Source organism: Vibrio owensii, from assembly GCF_002021755.1.
Taxonomy (GTDB): domain Bacteria; phylum Pseudomonadota; class Gammaproteobacteria; order Enterobacterales; family Vibrionaceae; genus Vibrio; species Vibrio owensii.
This window is the reverse complement of the sequence record NZ_CP019960.1, coordinates 1,506,720-1,520,779: the sequence shown is the minus strand read 5'-3', so window position 1 is coordinate 1,520,779 and position 14,060 is coordinate 1,506,720. Positions and strand designations below refer to the sequence as shown.

The following is a 14,060-nucleotide window of genomic DNA, read 5'->3' as shown; positions in this document are numbered from 1 at the left end:
TGTGGTAGCCTTTGCGCTGCCACATAATGGAGAGGTCATAATACGTTGTCACGTGAAGACGAATTACTGGAGAAACTGGACGAGTGCGAAAATGCGACTGCGTTTCTTCAGGTTTCTAACAAAATAATTAACCTCAAGTTAAAAGCATTACTTCCGAGTGTGTTCGTCCAAGACGATCTCGTGAAGGAGTATGCTGTGGATCCTTTATTGAAAGAAGACGGTCCGTTGGTGACGACCGATGTGGTATCGAAGCTGATGTTTGCGATGGGCAAAATCTCTTTGGAAACTTACGCCGATATCGGATTGTACGATCAGGTCTTGGAGTACGTGGTTAGCCAACCGGAGAAAGTCGAATTTGCGGATGACGTAATTTACGACTTCATCAAAAACCAAGCGGTACTCTCTTCTCAGCAAGACAGCTTTTATCTTGAGTCGATCAATCAGCTTAAGTTCTCTTCGTTTGAGTCCTTTTCGCAAATGAGATATGAATCTCTCATCAAAACAGTGTTGAAGCTGTCATGTGAAATGTTGATAGAAAGAATCGAAGGGGAGATCAATCAATAAGGGTTCACCATGAAAGTGAATTTAAACGTCAGTGGTTTTGAAACCGAAGCTACCTTTCCCGATGCCGACGTAAAGCGAATCCATCAACCTCTTATCGAAAAGTTTACCCGTCTATATCATGAGAAACAGGAACGTATTGTCGTGTTCTTGTGTGCCCCTCCGGGCAGCGGTAAGTCCACCCTTGCTGCGTTCTGGGAATACCTCTCTGAACAAGATGAAAACCAAGAGCCACTTCAGGTTCTGCCTTTTGATGGTTTTCACTACCCGAACGAAATCCTCGACAGCAACACCATTGAACGTAATGGTGACATTGTCCCTCTGCGCAGCATTAAAGGCTCTTACGAGACGTTCAATCTCACCGAGCTTATCGACAAGCTGAAACAGCTTAAAGTGAAAGACAGCAAATGGCCTTACTATGACCGCAACCTGCATGATCCGGTTGATGATGCCATTCAGGTTAACCGCAATATTGTCGTCGTCGAGGGCAACTGGTTGTTGCTAGATGAACCGGTATGGAAAGAACTGCATCGCTTGGCTGATTTTACGGTGTTTATTGATACTCAAGCGGAGTTCCTACAAGAGCGTTTGGTCAATCGTAAGATCCGTGGTGGCACAGACCCAGAAGCCGCCTTGGAGTTCTACTTGCGTTCAGATGCGGTCAACGTTGATAAAGTGTTGAATCATTCGATTCCTGCTGACTTATCGTTGTTTCTCAATCAAAACGGTTCGTTCGAAATTCGATAGTTCGTCCACAATCTCAGGAGGTCACCATGGATATCGTGATTGATAGCCACACCCATACTATTGCCAGTGGACACGCTTACAGCACCATTCTAGAGAACGCATTGTCTGCCAAGAATAAGGGGCTAAAACTTCTTTGTACCACCGATCATGCTCCCGAGATGCCAGGAGCCCCTCACTACTGGTATTTCAACAATCAAAGAATTTTGCCCCGCTTTTTACACGATGTAGGTATTCTCCGTGGCGTAGAAGCCAACACGCTGAATGTGAAAGGGGAGATAGACTTACCAGCGTCCTCTGACCAACATCTTGACTGGGTGATTGCGAGTTTCCATGAACCCGTATTCAAGCCCGCGACCGAAGCTGAACATACCGCTGCCCTGATCAATGCGATTAAAAGCGGCAGAGTGGATGTTCTGGGCCACTTGGGTAATCCGAACTATCCATTCGATATGGAGCAAGTGTTGCGCTGTGCCAAAGAACACAATGTCGCAATTGAAGTTAACAATACATCTTTGACAGGCAAAAGCCGCAAGGGCAGTGATTCCCGTTGTGATCGCATTGTCGAGCTTGGCAAAGAGATTGGCGTTTACTTCAGTACAGGGTCGGATGCTCACTTCTGTGAAGAGATCTCTAAGTTAGACATGGCGATTGCTTTGCTTGAAAAGCATGGTGTGGATGAAGAGAAGATACTCACTACGTCGACGAGCCGATTTTTGAACTTCTTATTACTGAGAGGTAAAGCGAGGATTCCAGAGTTCGAAGCACTCTATTGAAAAGCGAGTAACTCAAACGGCTATCTACAAACAAACATAAACCCGCAGCGTGCGGGTTTAGTTCGTTTAAGGGGGCACATAAAGCACTACAGGGGTGATTCCACTACAACAAACTTACGCTCGGCTCTGAGTGGAGCAAACCAAGTATTTTTGTATTTGAAATAGCTCTGTCCGTCGACGACGACCGTTTCTTTCGTGTGAGGTAGTGAATCTACGATCTCTCCAAGCTTGTAAGGGCTAGGTTCAGGTTTTGTCGCCGGAACCACATGCGTGACTCGCGGCGTGTTCGAACTTGGCGAAGAAGACACAATTTGCCCTGATGATGGCGCATAGCTTGACGACGTTGAGGAAGACGTCGTGATGGTGTTTCCATTCACAATCGTGTAGTTACCGCTTGGTGGGTAACGAACGTAATCATAGCGGTCTCCATTCCTACGGTAATACGAGTCTTGAACGATGGCATAGGTGATGCCTGCAAAAATGGCGAAGGTCGCTATGCCGACGAGATCGCTATGATAATAGTAATAACGTCCACGATAGGGTGGATACCAATAACCCGGTCTCACATAGATAAACGACGAGTGATAACGCGGTGGCCTAACGACATATGGCGGTCGATGGTAGTAGGGAGGTCTGTAGTAGGGCGGACGGTAATAAGGTGGCCGATTATAGTGGGGCGGCTTGATGGGCCTATGAGGGCGATTAACTGGTCGCAAATCGTGTTTATTGCCCGGCTGCGTGATCGGCTTTACCGCGGGTTTCACTTGCGGTTGTGCAGACAGACTTGTTGCTCCCAGCAAGCAGAGGATGGCGGTGATCATGACCCAGATGCTTCTCATAATGCTTTCCCCCATGGTTGGAGTACCGAAGCTCTAATCTTTAAGTTTAGCTCACCATAACTTTGTTTGACTGAGGAGTCTAGGGCACGACTTTATGTTCTCGTTGAGCTTTTGCTTTCGTTGGCTTTCTGTTCTAACACCAAGAAGATCAGCTTAGTCAGCATGGATTGTGCCTCTGGTGACAGTAATCTCGCTGCTGAGGCAACATCGCTTGCAGAGATGTTACCGACCCCTCTAGCATCGAGGGCGACATCTAAATCTGTTAGGTTGAGAGCACGCAGAATGGAGCGATATTGGGAGAGTTTTAAATCCGATTCGCCTCTCTCAATTCTTTGATAAGTCTTTTCGCTCATCCCTGCGACTTTTGCCATTTGCTCACGCGACATACCTCTCTCTTTGCGTCGAGCAATCAGTACTTCAATCAGTGGGTCTACATGCATAGGCGCGCTCCTTAAAGGACAGTTTTGTCCTGAAGCACGCAATATCCGGACCAGTTTAACCACCTCGTATTTACCCAAGTTGATATAGCGATAAGAATGACGTTCCACAAAAAAATTACTAAATTTCAGTCAGTTTCAGAAAATGGAAAAATATCAGCTTTATAAATCAATTTCTGGTGAAGTAAGTATTCGCAAAATGCAACGCGTTTTAGAACAATTGCTTGATGAAATTCGCAATCGCAGCCGTGATAGTCGCTTGGATATGACATGGTTAACCCGAGAATCACAGAAAAGGTTGATGAAGTATAAAGAGCTGTTTTTGCATCGATGCGATCTTGACCAGACTGAGCTGAATCAAACCTATGAGAACTTGAGCCTGATAGAGCGCTTAGTGGCCGATATGGGTGTCGCAGCACTGACTTACATCATTGATGCGCTAGACAAGGAAATGTAATTGGTCGGAAGCGTTGCTCGTTGTAAAGCATGGATAACTGTAAAGTATGGGGAGCTGTAACAACATGAACGAGCGAAATCCCACAAAGCCAATTGTGTCAAATAAAAGCACTGAAGGAATTTAAAGAAAGGATGCAAATGCTGGGGAACCAAACCCAGCATTCGGAACACTCATTTACCTATATTTTCGAACCGTAAATCAGTGTTTAGAGGTATGTGAACCGAAACGTGTCGGTACGGAGCGAATAATAACGATATTGCTGAATCTAGGCTATGTTCCGGGTTTCTAACACCTCTCAACAAAGTGTACATTTTCATGTACACCTCAAAAATTGAGCGTCAAAGCTCACTTCTTAAGCTTTATAACAACAAAAGGCTAAATAATCGGCGGTTTTACAACATATCTGTTGCATCAACTGATAGTTGTTAAAATATATGGCTATAAGATGGAGCTTTTGCTTTTCAATCGTCCTATTTATGCCTTACAATCCTTTCGAACCAAATCCATTCAGCAGAGAATGGGATTGACGAAAAAGGATGCGCTGATTTTGCTTCGAACCCAAAGTGAGACATTCCGTTAGTCGAACTCTGCCCGGAAATGATTCCCTACATCCCCAATGTACTCAGACAGGATAGATCCGTCTTGAGTCTAGGCTTCTTGCATCCTGAATTGCTGTTTAGCATCGAATTCATTGGCTGCAAAGTAGGACGTTTCCGTAGATCGTGCTTCGAACCAAAAGCACGATAAGTCAAAACAAAACGGATTAAATTTAGAGGTATTAACCGTGAACCTAAAACTTGTCGGCAGCTCCCTGATCGTTGCAGGTACTGCTCTTGGCGCTGGTATGCTTGCTATACCAATGGTGCTTGCTCAATTCGGCCTCCTTTGGGGCACTCTTCTTATGCTGTTCATCTGGGCGGGTACAACTTACGCTGCACTTCTTCTATTGGAAGCAAGCTGTAAAGTAGGTGGTGGCGTTAGCATGAACGCGATTGCTCGTGAAACTCTGGGCAAAGGCGGTCAGTTTGTTACTAACGGTCTTTTGTACGCGCTGCTTGTTTGTCTTTTGATGGCGTACATCATCGGTGCTGGTGACTTGGTACAAAAAGTGACTGCGTCAATGGGCCTACCACTTTCTACTATTTCTAGCCAAGTTGGCTTTACCGTTTTGGTTGGTCTAATCGTATCGGCGGGTACCGGTGTGGTTGATAAGCTAAACCGTGGCTTATTCATCGGTATGATTGTCGCGCTTGTCCTTACGCTATTCTCTCTTGCGCCGAACGTATCGTTTGAAGGTCTGAGTGAAGTCGTGAACGCAGACAAAATGGCACTGATCAAGCAAAGTTCAGTTCTGTTCACAAGCTTTGGCTTCATGGTCGTGATTCCTTCTTTGGTGACTTACAACAAAGAAGCGAGCAAAACCCAACTGCGCAACATGATCATTGTTGGCTCGACGATCCCTCTTGTGTGTTACCTACTGTGGTTGTTCGCGGTAGTGGGTAATTTGCCACCACACGAACTTATCCAGTTCTCAAACGTATCTGAGTTGATCTCTGTTCTTGGTCAACAATACACAGGTCTCGAGTTCATTCTGTCTATGTTTACTGGTTTGGCACTGCTGACGTCTTTCTTGGGTGTGGCAATGGCGCTTTACGACCAAAATGCAGACCTTCTAAAAGCAAGTAAGCCAGTGGTATTCGTGACGACGTTTATTCTGCCGTTGCTTGGCGCGGTATTTGCTCCAGAGCACTTCCTAGCGATCCTTAGCTACGCAGGCATCATCCTTGTATTCCTAGCGGTGTTTGTTCCACTATCGATGACCATGAAAGTACGTCGTGTTCCTGTAGAAGACAACAGTGTGTACGAAGCTGGTGGCGGTGCGATGGGTATGAGCATGATCTTCCTATTCGGTTGTTTCTTGCTGTTCGCTCAAGCGGTATAAATCGACTTTACGAACACACAAATTGAATCTAGAAAGCCGCTTGTCCATCACTGGGCAAGCGGCTTTTTTGTGCAGAATTGTTAGTGCTGCATCAGCGGCGTGTATGGCCTGACCGTTGCCTGATAAATCGTGATGATATTTGACCTTGAGGTGAAACTGTCTCGCCACAGGCTGACATGGCCTGCGACCACTCTCTTTATGATGACTAACAAGTTATAAAGTAAAGGGGAACCGAGTGTCGAAGCGATTTTCTTTCACAGTCGTTGGAATGATGCTTTCTTTGGGGATGTTCAGTGCTGAAGCAATGGCACACCCTAAACATCACCACAAACACGGACATCATCACGGGCATCACCACCATCATCATAAGCACAAACATAAGCATAAACACAAAAAGGTTGTGGTGGTGAAGCACAAGCGACCGAAGCATCACTACTACCATTACAAACACATTCCACCACGTAGCACCTACATTCAGATTGGCAATTTTACCTACCTAAAAGTGGATGACTTTTATTACAAGCGCTCAAAAGATCGCTATATACATGTGGTCTTGTAAGCAAACAAAAAAACAGCGAGCACTTTGGCTCGCTGTTTTGCTTGTTGGTTGATGAAGTTTGTTCTGGGTTAAAGAGGAGAAGTTAAACCGTAAAGCGGTTTAGGATCTCGTCTTGCTTACGAACGTCTTCATGCTGTGCTTGCATTGCATCATTGGTGCGGTTCGCTGAATCAGCAACTTGGGTCGACAGATCTTTAATGTTAACCGTGTTGTTGTTGATTTCTTCCGCTACCAAGCTTTGTTCTTCTGCTGCTGACGCAATTTGCAAGTTCATGTCAGAGATACGTTGGATCGCATCGCGAATACGTTGCAGGGCGTCATTAGCGTGTTCTGCTTTCTCTACCGCTTCTACTGCGCTGCCTTTGCTTTGGTGCATAGCGCTAGCCACAGAAGAGGCACCAGATTGAAGCTGTTCAATCATGCTACGGATTTCGGTCGTGGATTCTTGAGTACGTTGCGCCAGAGTACGAACTTCATCCGCTACGACTGCAAAGCCGCGACCAGACTCACCAGCACGTGCTGCCTCGATTGCTGCGTTCAACGCCAGTAGGTTGGTTTGGTCTGCGATGTCGTTGATTACTTTTAGAATCGTTTCGATATTTGCCGTCGCTGATTCAAGACCTTGTACTTCTTCAACCGCTTGATCGATGCTGTCTGAAAGCAGGTTAATTGTCTCTGTAGACTCATTCACGATAGAAGAACCTTGCACCGTTGCATCGTCTGCTTCTTTCGCTGCACTTGCCGCGCCTTGTGCGTTGTTCGCAACTTCTGTCGCAGTCACTGACATCTCGTGCATTGCGGTTGCGAGCTGTTCAAGTTCTTGCAGCTGAGTTTGAATCGCAGAAGCTGAATCACGAGCGCCTTCAGCGGTGATTTGCGTACCACTTAGGATCTGATCAGAAATGCTCTTCGATTCGATGATTTGATGCTGCAAGTTCTCCATAAAGGTATTGAAACCTTTTGCTAGCTCAGAGAATTCTTGATCGGTATTAGTGTCCAGACGTTGCGTCAAATCGCCTTTGCCTGATGCTACAGCTTGGATCGCTGTGTTTAGCTCATCAAGAGGGCGCATCAAGGTACGGATAAGGATAGTCAGCGCGATGATAGATGCAATAACGGCAATCAATGAGTAGATGATTGCGCTATTACGCAGCTTACCTACTGCAGCATAGGCAATGCTCTCGTCTACAACCGCGCCCACATACCAGTTCTCGCTCGCGATGTGAGTTAGGCTGACCATATATTTGTCGCCATTCATCTCGATGTGCTGAGCACCAGACGTTAGTGATACTTGCGGTAGGTAGCTTGATAGCTTCTCGCCGTTGTATTTTGCTTCTGGGTGCGCAATGGTTGTGCCATCCGCAGTCACTAGGAACAAGTAGCCAGCATCGAATAGGTTTACTTGGTTGACCAAGTCAGAAAGGGTAGTTAGCTCCATATCGTAGAACATGGCTGCTAAAAACTGGCCAGCTTCGCGCACTGGTGTACCGATAGAGATGATCACTTTCTTAGAAGAAACATCCACGTAAGGATCGGTGACAACAAGTTTGTTTTCTGCTTTTGCTGATACAAACCAAGGGCGAACACGAGGATCGTAATCAGGGCCGGCTTCCCAACCGTCATCGTTTTCAATCACGAATCCGTTGCTGTCGTAAGCATAACCGATGGCCAAGAAGCTTGATTTTGGCATTGGCTTCTCTAGCACTTCTTTCACGTAATCGTGGTCGCTTGGGTTAATTTCAAGAATCTCAGTCATGGATTGAGCGAGTTCTTTTTTAGCGTTCATTTCAGATTCTACCGTGTTCCCCACACTGGATAGGATCTCACTCACGCTGGTGTCGATGTTTTCTTCGATCTGTGAACGAATGGTCATCACTTGTTGTGTCGACAGCAATGCCACAGTTACAAGCAATAAAATAGAAGAGGCGGTGACAACCTTATGTCTGAATTTCATACTTTTCCCTCTCGAGTCTCCCGGCTGGTTTACTCTGCTTGCACCTCTTATTTGTCGGGCACATTCGGCAGAAGTGAACACATTATTGTGTTTGTTATTTTTGTTATCGACAGATTTATCAGAAACCTGAAGGCTAATTACGACTTTTGTTGGCGAAACGAGAACAAAAAGTCGCTTGTTTTATAAAGTTGTGAGATTGATCTAATTTGTTGAACTTCGTCATCAAACTGTTAAAAACATAAGAATAGTATCATTGAGCCTTATAGAAACAAGTCTGAGCTGTTGGTTTTCTGCAATTTAAATCAATGAATTTAAAGTTATATTTATAACTTATGTGTTTAAAGTGAGGCTATTCGAAAGCTGAATACATAAGGGGAGATGTGACAAAACAGGCGGGAAATTGCAAAACGAGTCAGCAGATACAAAAAAGGCCCCGACAGAGCGGAGCCTTTTTAAGATGCATGATTTTAGAAAATCAAATGAGCTATACCGGCAATAACTGGTAGCGTAATCAGCGTACGTAGAATGAAGATAACGAACAGTTCTACGATGTTTACTGGAATCTTGCTACCTAGAAGCAGTGCGCCCACTTCTGACATGTAGATAAGCTGAGTAACTGACATAGCTGCAATCACGAAGCGAGTCATCTCGTTGTCGATTGATGCCGCTAGGATCGCTGGGATGAACATGTCCGCAAAGCCAACGACGATAGTTTGAGATGCTGCCGCTGCTTCAGGGATTTGTAGCAATTCTAGGTAAGGGATAAATGGCTGACCTAAGATTTCAAATACCGATGTGTATTCAGCAATGATCAGCGCAACAGTACCAAGACCCATAACCACTGGCAGTACGCCAAAGACCATGTCGATTGCGTTGTGTACGCCTTCTTTAAATACTGAGCGTACTGAAGTTACTTGACCAGCACGTTTTAGTGCGAGATCCATACCCCAAGAGAAAGTTGTGTGACCTGCAGGTACTGCGTCTGCGTCTTTCTTAGGCTCACTGCCATCCATGTAGCGGTCTTTCTTTAGGCTCAATGGTGGAAGGCGAGGGATGATGATCGCCGCGATAACACCTGCTAAACAGATCGCACCATAGAAAGGCAGGAATAGGTGCTCTAATTGAACCTGAGCAAGTACCACCAAGCTGAACGTAATAGATACCGCAGAGAACGTCGTGCCTACAACCGCTGCTTCACGCTGGGTGTAGAAGTTGTTTTCGTACTGTTTACTGGTTAGCAGGATACCAACACTACCATCGCCTAACCAAGAAGCCATACAGTCGATAGCACTACGGCCAGGAAGGTTGAATACAGGGCGCATTACTTTACTTAGAAGTGCACCGAACAGTTCTAGTAGACCGAAGTTAAGCAGTAGAGGCAGTAATAGGCCTGCAAAAATAAATACTGCAAACAGCGTTGGTAGAAGACCAGTAAGCACAAGGCCACCAGTGTTTTCTTCCCAAATCGCTTTTGGACCCACTTGGAAGAAAGTCATCAGCACAGCTGCGCCACCGATTAGGCGAACCATTAGCCAAAGTGGAGAAGGATTAAATAGGCCGTTCAAGAAACCATTACGTAGGATTGCTGCTGGCTTGAAAATTTTGCACAGAACAGAAGCTATAGCCATGAAAGCAACAATAGCGGTCACGATCGCAATTAAAGTATCGCCAAGAACCGCAGGAATGACTTTTGCCATTACCGCAACAGGGATTGTCAGGCCGCCATCGTAAGAGATTGGAGCCATGAAAAGTAGAAGACCGATCAGGGATGGGATGAAGAACATCCAAAAGTTGCCCTTAGGCGCTTCAGCAGCATTGGTGTTGTTATGCATTTTTTGTCTCGTGTTACTACTAGTCAATACTCGCCATATTCCATGACATAAATATTCACTAAACATCCGTATTTAATCACAGTGTGCGGAGATTACCCGCAAACTGTATCCTTTGCAATACTATTCATTAAATACATCTAGTTATTCAGCCGTTTTTTCGGTCAATTGAATCAAAACCAGAATCTTGTATATGAATTTGTTGCTCGTGTTAGAAAATTGTAGCACGCAAGCCCCTCTGAGCAGATTGTTAAACGGCACAGTGTGACCAAAGCAATAAAAAGCCTAGCAAATGTGATTCGGATCTCAAGGCGAAAGCGGTGTTTTCTCCCAGTAGTGACACAACTTTTAAGGGATTAAAGAACAAATAGCTGAATCAGAGCAATCGAAGGGATTCGTTTAAAGCAGAAAGAGATAGGTGAGAGAGTGCAAGAGTGACGGCTTAAGTCGAATGCTTAAACCGTCATATTACATTTAGGCTGTTTGATTGCGATTGAGTAGGTACAAGTAGCACCAATATGCGATGGCAATAACAAATGCGAGAAGTGCAGGGAAGGCCAACGCGTACAGTTCATAAACGTTAAACAATGCCGCACCAGCAGTACCACCTAACAAGAAACCTAAAAAGATAAAGATGAACAGCTTGGCTTTACGTCGGTCAAATTGACGACCACGTAAGCTCTCTCCAATCATAATACCTAGGTCGGTAATGATGCCGGTCATGTGCGTCGTTCGTACCACAGCGCCACTGAAGGTGGTGATCATCGCGTTCTGCAAACCGCATGCAGCAGAAGCAAGGTACTGACCATATACATTACCTTGTACCAAAAAGCCTATGCTCAGCAGTAACAAACTGCCTTCAATACAAAGTGCAACACCGTAACGGCGGCCAAGTTTGAGGGCACTACTTTCAATAAAGAATCCGCTAAACGCAGAGCCTATTAAAAAGCTGAATACAATAAAGAGCAGGTGAATGGTTGAGTCCACACCTGTTAGTAAGCTGTTCCCTAGCTGAGTTACGGTTCCGGAAAGATGCGTTATCGCTTGATGTTGAAAGCCGAGAAGACCCACGGCATTGACGCAGCCTGCGAGAAGAGCAAGCAAAAACGCGCCATATTCCACCCAACGAGGAAGTCTGGAAATCACAATAAAACCTCACCAAATGTTAGGAGCAGATTATAGCGCTCGTGGCGCGGAACGAAAGTACTTCTGCTATTACGCGGTTGATCATTCTCAATAAAGTCTCAACTTTTGTTGAATGATCTGTCCGTACCGAGAGTAAATAGGCGTATCGAAAGTAGATAGGCTGAGTGCTGTGTCATTGTTGTGGCTGCTTCTGCTTAACCAATGTGTTCCATGGTGCAATCAAAGCTTACCCAGCCGTGTTTTCGTTGTTCGTAAATAGAGACCGTTGGTTCTGAAAACTCTTTATTGTTAAACAAACCCATCGGAATCACGACGTAATCTGGTGCGTCCGACAAGAGCAAGCGCATGGTTGTGCCGCACGCAGGGCAAAACTCGTATTGAACTTGATTGCCTGAATCAGCAATGCGAATGTAACTGGTGACCTCACCATCAAGGATGACTTGGTCTTTGTTGAATCGAGCTTGAACGCCGAATACGCTGCCAGTTCGCTTTTGGCATTCGAAGCAGTGACAGATAGAAGTGCGAATGGGCTCCGCCGTGCAACGAAGTTGGACTAAGCCACAGGCACACTCGCATGTGTGGGTGATTTTTGTCATCGTTATTACCTATTGGTTGCCCACCAAACAGTTTAGTTTAATTTTGAAACACTTGAGTCAAATTGAACGAGTAGGCGTTGAGGTCTTCACGGGTGAATTGGTATATACTCCGAACATAATTAAGAGAACAAGAACACAAGGAAGTCTTCATGGCTCGTAAGAGAATCCTACCTATCCCTCTCATTCTACTGATCCCAATCGTCCTGTTAGCCGTGGTGATCATTGCGGGCATTTACCGATTTAGTCTGTCCGATGAAGAGATTATGGCGAAGTTTCCTCAAGCGCAGGCACAATCTAATCCTATCGTGGCCGAAGTTCTGGGGATTCAGTCACGAAATCCGTGGACGGTTCAAGTTCCTGAGCAAGGTGCGGTAACGTTTCTAGAAGATTGGGATAAAGAGAACGGCTTCCTAAAAGGTCAATACGACGCTGGCGGCACCAGAGGTGAAGTGCTGGTTCCTACCGAGTTTATTGCTCAACGCGACATCAATGAAACCCCTTGGATTGTCGCGCCGGTGATTGTGACCACACAAGGCTCAGGGGCGTTTTATTACATCGGTTTGTTTAAATTTGATGCAGTGCCAAGCCGAGTTGTGCTATTGAACAGTGTTTTCATTGGTGACCGAATTCAGATGTCTTCTTTGAAGTGGGAGAGTGATACGCAAATTTCGCTTTCTTATCTTCAACATGGCGAAGATCAAGCGATGGCAGAACAACCAAATCAATTGAATTCAGCGACGCTTAAACGTGTAGGTAATAACCTACATATGCAACAGTAATGAATTTTTTTGTCTTCTGTAAAAAATAAGTGTTTTCTGCGCTAGATCTCGTAATTTCATAGTGATTTCTTATGCGGGAATGCATAAGCTATGAGCCTTGTTATAAAGGAGATAGTAATTCCCGTGTCTACAAATGAAATTACAACAAGACGGTTGCCGAATCTGACAAGTCGTAAAGCGCTACTGTTGTACTCCTTGCCAGTATTAGTTGCGATTGGTGTTTCCAACTCTCTCAAAGAGTCTTCCCTTACCAAAACCATCGCATTGAACCTGCCAGAATCGCAGGTTGTCGAAAATATTCTTGATGCGACAACAGCAGAAGTTGTCACTCCACCCAATTTTGAATACCAAATCCAAGCAGGTGATAACCTGAGTACCATTTTCAGCCAACTGGGCTTCGGCTACAGCTCGTTGATGAAAGTGATGGAAACGGATTTGAACTTCCTTGCTCTTGATACCCTGAAACCGGGCAACACATTGCGTTTTTGGCGTGATGAATCGACAGGTGAGCTACAAAAGATGGAGCTTCAGTTCTCCATTGCCGATAAAGTGGTTTACCACCGTAATGACGATGGCAGCTACGATTTCTCAGACATCTCAATCCCAGGTGTGTGGAAACAAGAACCATTGGTCGGTGTGATTCGAGGCAGTTTCTCGTCATCTGCAAATCGCTTAGGCTTGAGCTCAGCTGAAATTAGCCAAGTGGTTAACCTGCTAAAAGAACAAGTGAACTTCGGTAAAGATTTACGTGCTGGTGACCGATTCGAAGTGGTTCGCCGATCTCAAAGCATTGATGGCGTACCAACTGGCAAGAACGAAATAGAAGCAATCAAAATTTATAACCGTGGTCGTGAAGTTACCGCTTATCTTCATACCGATGGTCAATTCTATAACGCGAAAGGCGAGAGCCTACAGCGTGCCTTCCAACGTTATCCTGTCAGTCGTAGCTGGCGTATCAGCTCTGGCTTTAATCCGACACGTCTTCACCCTGTAACAGGTCGTGTTGCACCGCACAACGGTACGGACTGGGCTGTGCCTATTGGTACACCAGTAGAAGCGACCGGTGACGGTACTGTTATCATGACGCGTAAACACCCATATGCGGGCAACTACGTGGTGATTGAGCACGGCAGCAAGTACAAAACACGTTACCTGCACCTTAGTAAGATCCTCGTGAAGAAAGGCCAAAAGGTTTCTCGTGGTCAACGTATTGGTCTATCTGGTAAGACAGGGCGTGTGACAGGTCCGCACCTTCACTACGAGTTGATCGAATACGGTCGTCCGGTGAACGCAATGCGTGCCAATATTCCTATGGCGAGTTCAGTGCCTAAGAAGGAAATGGCAAGCTTTGTTGCTAATCGAGACGAGATGGACAAGCTGCTGAAAGACAAAGAAAAAGCAGTTTTATAAAATACAAAAAAGACCAAACATTGTTTGGTCT

The 14,060-nt window shown here is 45.4% G+C and carries 14 protein-coding genes; 8 read left to right on the top strand and 6 right to left on the bottom strand.

Translation table 11 applies throughout. The features are described 5' to 3' along the window. Positions 1 to 45 precede the first annotated feature (45 nt). From A9237_RS23255 to A9237_RS23245, 3 genes are read left to right on the top strand one after another with little or no spacing between them, the layout of a single operon-like run. A complete protein-coding gene (locus A9237_RS23255) occupies positions 46 to 564 on the top strand; it encodes an MltR family transcriptional regulator (RefSeq protein ID WP_005435522.1) in 519 nt (172 codons plus the stop codon). Positions 565 to 573: 9 nt separating this feature from the next. Next, a complete protein-coding gene (locus tag A9237_RS23250; RefSeq protein ID WP_078609806.1) occupies positions 574 to 1,308 on the top strand; it encodes a nucleoside/nucleotide kinase family protein in 735 nt (244 codons plus the stop codon). 26 nt (positions 1,309 to 1,334) lie between these two features. Beyond that, positions 1,335 to 2,081, top strand: a complete 747-nt coding sequence (locus A9237_RS23245) for a phosphatase (RefSeq protein WP_078609805.1) — start codon at positions 1,335 to 1,337, stop codon at positions 2,079 to 2,081. Between the two features lie 86 nt (positions 2,082 to 2,167). On the opposite strand, the gene A9237_RS23240 is transcribed toward A9237_RS23245, so the two are convergent. After that, the gene (locus tag A9237_RS23240; RefSeq protein WP_078609804.1) at positions 2,168 to 2,920 is read right to left on the bottom strand and encodes a hypothetical protein; all 753 of its coding nucleotides are present in this window, start codon (positions 2,918 to 2,920) and stop codon (positions 2,168 to 2,170) included. A gap of 92 nt (positions 2,921 to 3,012) precedes the next feature. Beyond that, positions 3,013 to 3,360: a helix-turn-helix domain-containing protein gene (locus A9237_RS23235; RefSeq protein ID WP_009706181.1), complete on the bottom strand. Its 348-nt coding sequence runs from the start codon at positions 3,358 to 3,360 to the stop codon at positions 3,013 to 3,015. Between the two features lie 142 nt (positions 3,361 to 3,502). On the opposite strand from A9237_RS23235, the gene A9237_RS23230 reads away from it, so the two are divergent. From A9237_RS23230 to A9237_RS23220, 3 genes are all read left to right on the top strand, one after another. Further along, positions 3,503 to 3,814 (top strand): hypothetical protein, encoded by a 312-nt coding sequence (locus A9237_RS23230; RefSeq protein ID WP_005435530.1) that lies wholly within the window; start codon positions 3,503 to 3,505, stop codon positions 3,812 to 3,814. A 784-nt stretch (positions 3,815 to 4,598) separates the two neighbouring features. Then, positions 4,599 to 5,756, top strand: coding sequence for an amino acid permease (locus tag A9237_RS23225; RefSeq protein ID WP_009706178.1), 1,158 nt, complete (start codon positions 4,599 to 4,601; stop codon positions 5,754 to 5,756). Between the two features lie 235 nt (positions 5,757 to 5,991). Beyond that, positions 5,992 to 6,315: a VPA0510 family protein gene (locus A9237_RS23220; RefSeq protein ID WP_027726582.1), complete on the top strand. Its 324-nt coding sequence runs from the start codon at positions 5,992 to 5,994 to the stop codon at positions 6,313 to 6,315. A gap of 82 nt (positions 6,316 to 6,397) precedes the next feature. Here the strand turns inward: A9237_RS23220 and A9237_RS23215 are convergent, their stop codons facing one another. From A9237_RS23215 to A9237_RS23200, 4 genes are all read right to left on the bottom strand, one after another. After that, positions 6,398 to 8,269: a methyl-accepting chemotaxis protein gene (locus A9237_RS23215; RefSeq protein ID WP_005435536.1), complete on the bottom strand. Its 1,872-nt coding sequence runs from the start codon at positions 8,267 to 8,269 to the stop codon at positions 6,398 to 6,400. Between the two features lie 467 nt (positions 8,270 to 8,736). Further along, the gene (locus tag A9237_RS23210) at positions 8,737 to 10,101 is read right to left on the bottom strand and encodes a YjiH family protein (protein WP_005435537.1); all 1,365 of its coding nucleotides are present in this window, start codon (positions 10,099 to 10,101) and stop codon (positions 8,737 to 8,739) included. Positions 10,102 to 10,572: 471 nt separating this feature from the next. Beyond that, positions 10,573 to 11,244 (bottom strand): YoaK family protein, encoded by a 672-nt coding sequence (locus A9237_RS23205; RefSeq protein WP_078609803.1) that lies wholly within the window; start codon positions 11,242 to 11,244, stop codon positions 10,573 to 10,575. A 194-nt stretch (positions 11,245 to 11,438) separates the two neighbouring features. Next, positions 11,439 to 11,840, bottom strand: a complete 402-nt coding sequence (locus A9237_RS23200) for a GFA family protein (protein ID WP_078609802.1) — start codon at positions 11,838 to 11,840, stop codon at positions 11,439 to 11,441. 149 nt (positions 11,841 to 11,989) lie between these two features. Here A9237_RS23200 and A9237_RS23195 point away from each other — a divergent pair, with 149 nt between their 5' ends. Together A9237_RS23195 and A9237_RS23190 are read left to right on the top strand one after the other, a co-directional pair. After that, the gene (locus A9237_RS23195; protein WP_045414627.1) at positions 11,990 to 12,619 is read left to right on the top strand and encodes a hypothetical protein; all 630 of its coding nucleotides are present in this window, start codon (positions 11,990 to 11,992) and stop codon (positions 12,617 to 12,619) included. 153 nt (positions 12,620 to 12,772) lie between these two features. Next, complete coding sequence (locus tag A9237_RS23190) at positions 12,773 to 14,029, top strand: peptidoglycan DD-metalloendopeptidase family protein (RefSeq protein WP_217349281.1); 1,257 nt, start codon at positions 12,773 to 12,775, stop codon at positions 14,027 to 14,029. The last annotated feature ends 31 nt before the right edge of the window (positions 14,030 to 14,060 follow it).

What these genes read in the sequence shown, in the direction of transcription:
- A9237_RS23250 (WP_078609806.1), top strand. Translation starts at nt 574, where the DNA reads ATGAAAGTGAATTTAAACGTCAGTGGTTTTGAAACCGAAGCTACCTTT.
- A9237_RS23245 (WP_078609805.1), top strand. Translation starts at nt 1,335, where the DNA reads ATGGATATCGTGATTGATAGCCACACCCATACTATTGCCAGTGGACAC.
- A9237_RS23240 (WP_078609804.1), bottom strand. Translation starts at nt 2,920, where the DNA reads ATGAGAAGCATCTGGGTCATGATCACCGCCATCCTCTGCTTGCTGGGA.
- A9237_RS23235 (WP_009706181.1), bottom strand. Translation starts at nt 3,360, where the DNA reads ATGCATGTAGACCCACTGATTGAAGTACTGATTGCTCGACGCAAAGAG.
- A9237_RS23230 (WP_005435530.1), top strand. Translation starts at nt 3,503, where the DNA reads ATGGAAAAATATCAGCTTTATAAATCAATTTCTGGTGAAGTAAGTATT.
- A9237_RS23215 (WP_005435536.1), bottom strand. Translation starts at nt 8,269, where the DNA reads ATGAAATTCAGACATAAGGTTGTCACCGCCTCTTCTATTTTATTGCTT.
- A9237_RS23210 (WP_005435537.1), bottom strand. Translation starts at nt 10,101, where the DNA reads ATGCATAACAACACCAATGCTGCTGAAGCGCCTAAGGGCAACTTTTGG.
- A9237_RS23200 (WP_078609802.1), bottom strand. Translation starts at nt 11,840, where the DNA reads ATGACAAAAATCACCCACACATGCGAGTGTGCCTGTGGCTTAGTCCAA.
- A9237_RS23195 (WP_045414627.1), top strand. Translation starts at nt 11,990, where the DNA reads ATGGCTCGTAAGAGAATCCTACCTATCCCTCTCATTCTACTGATCCCA.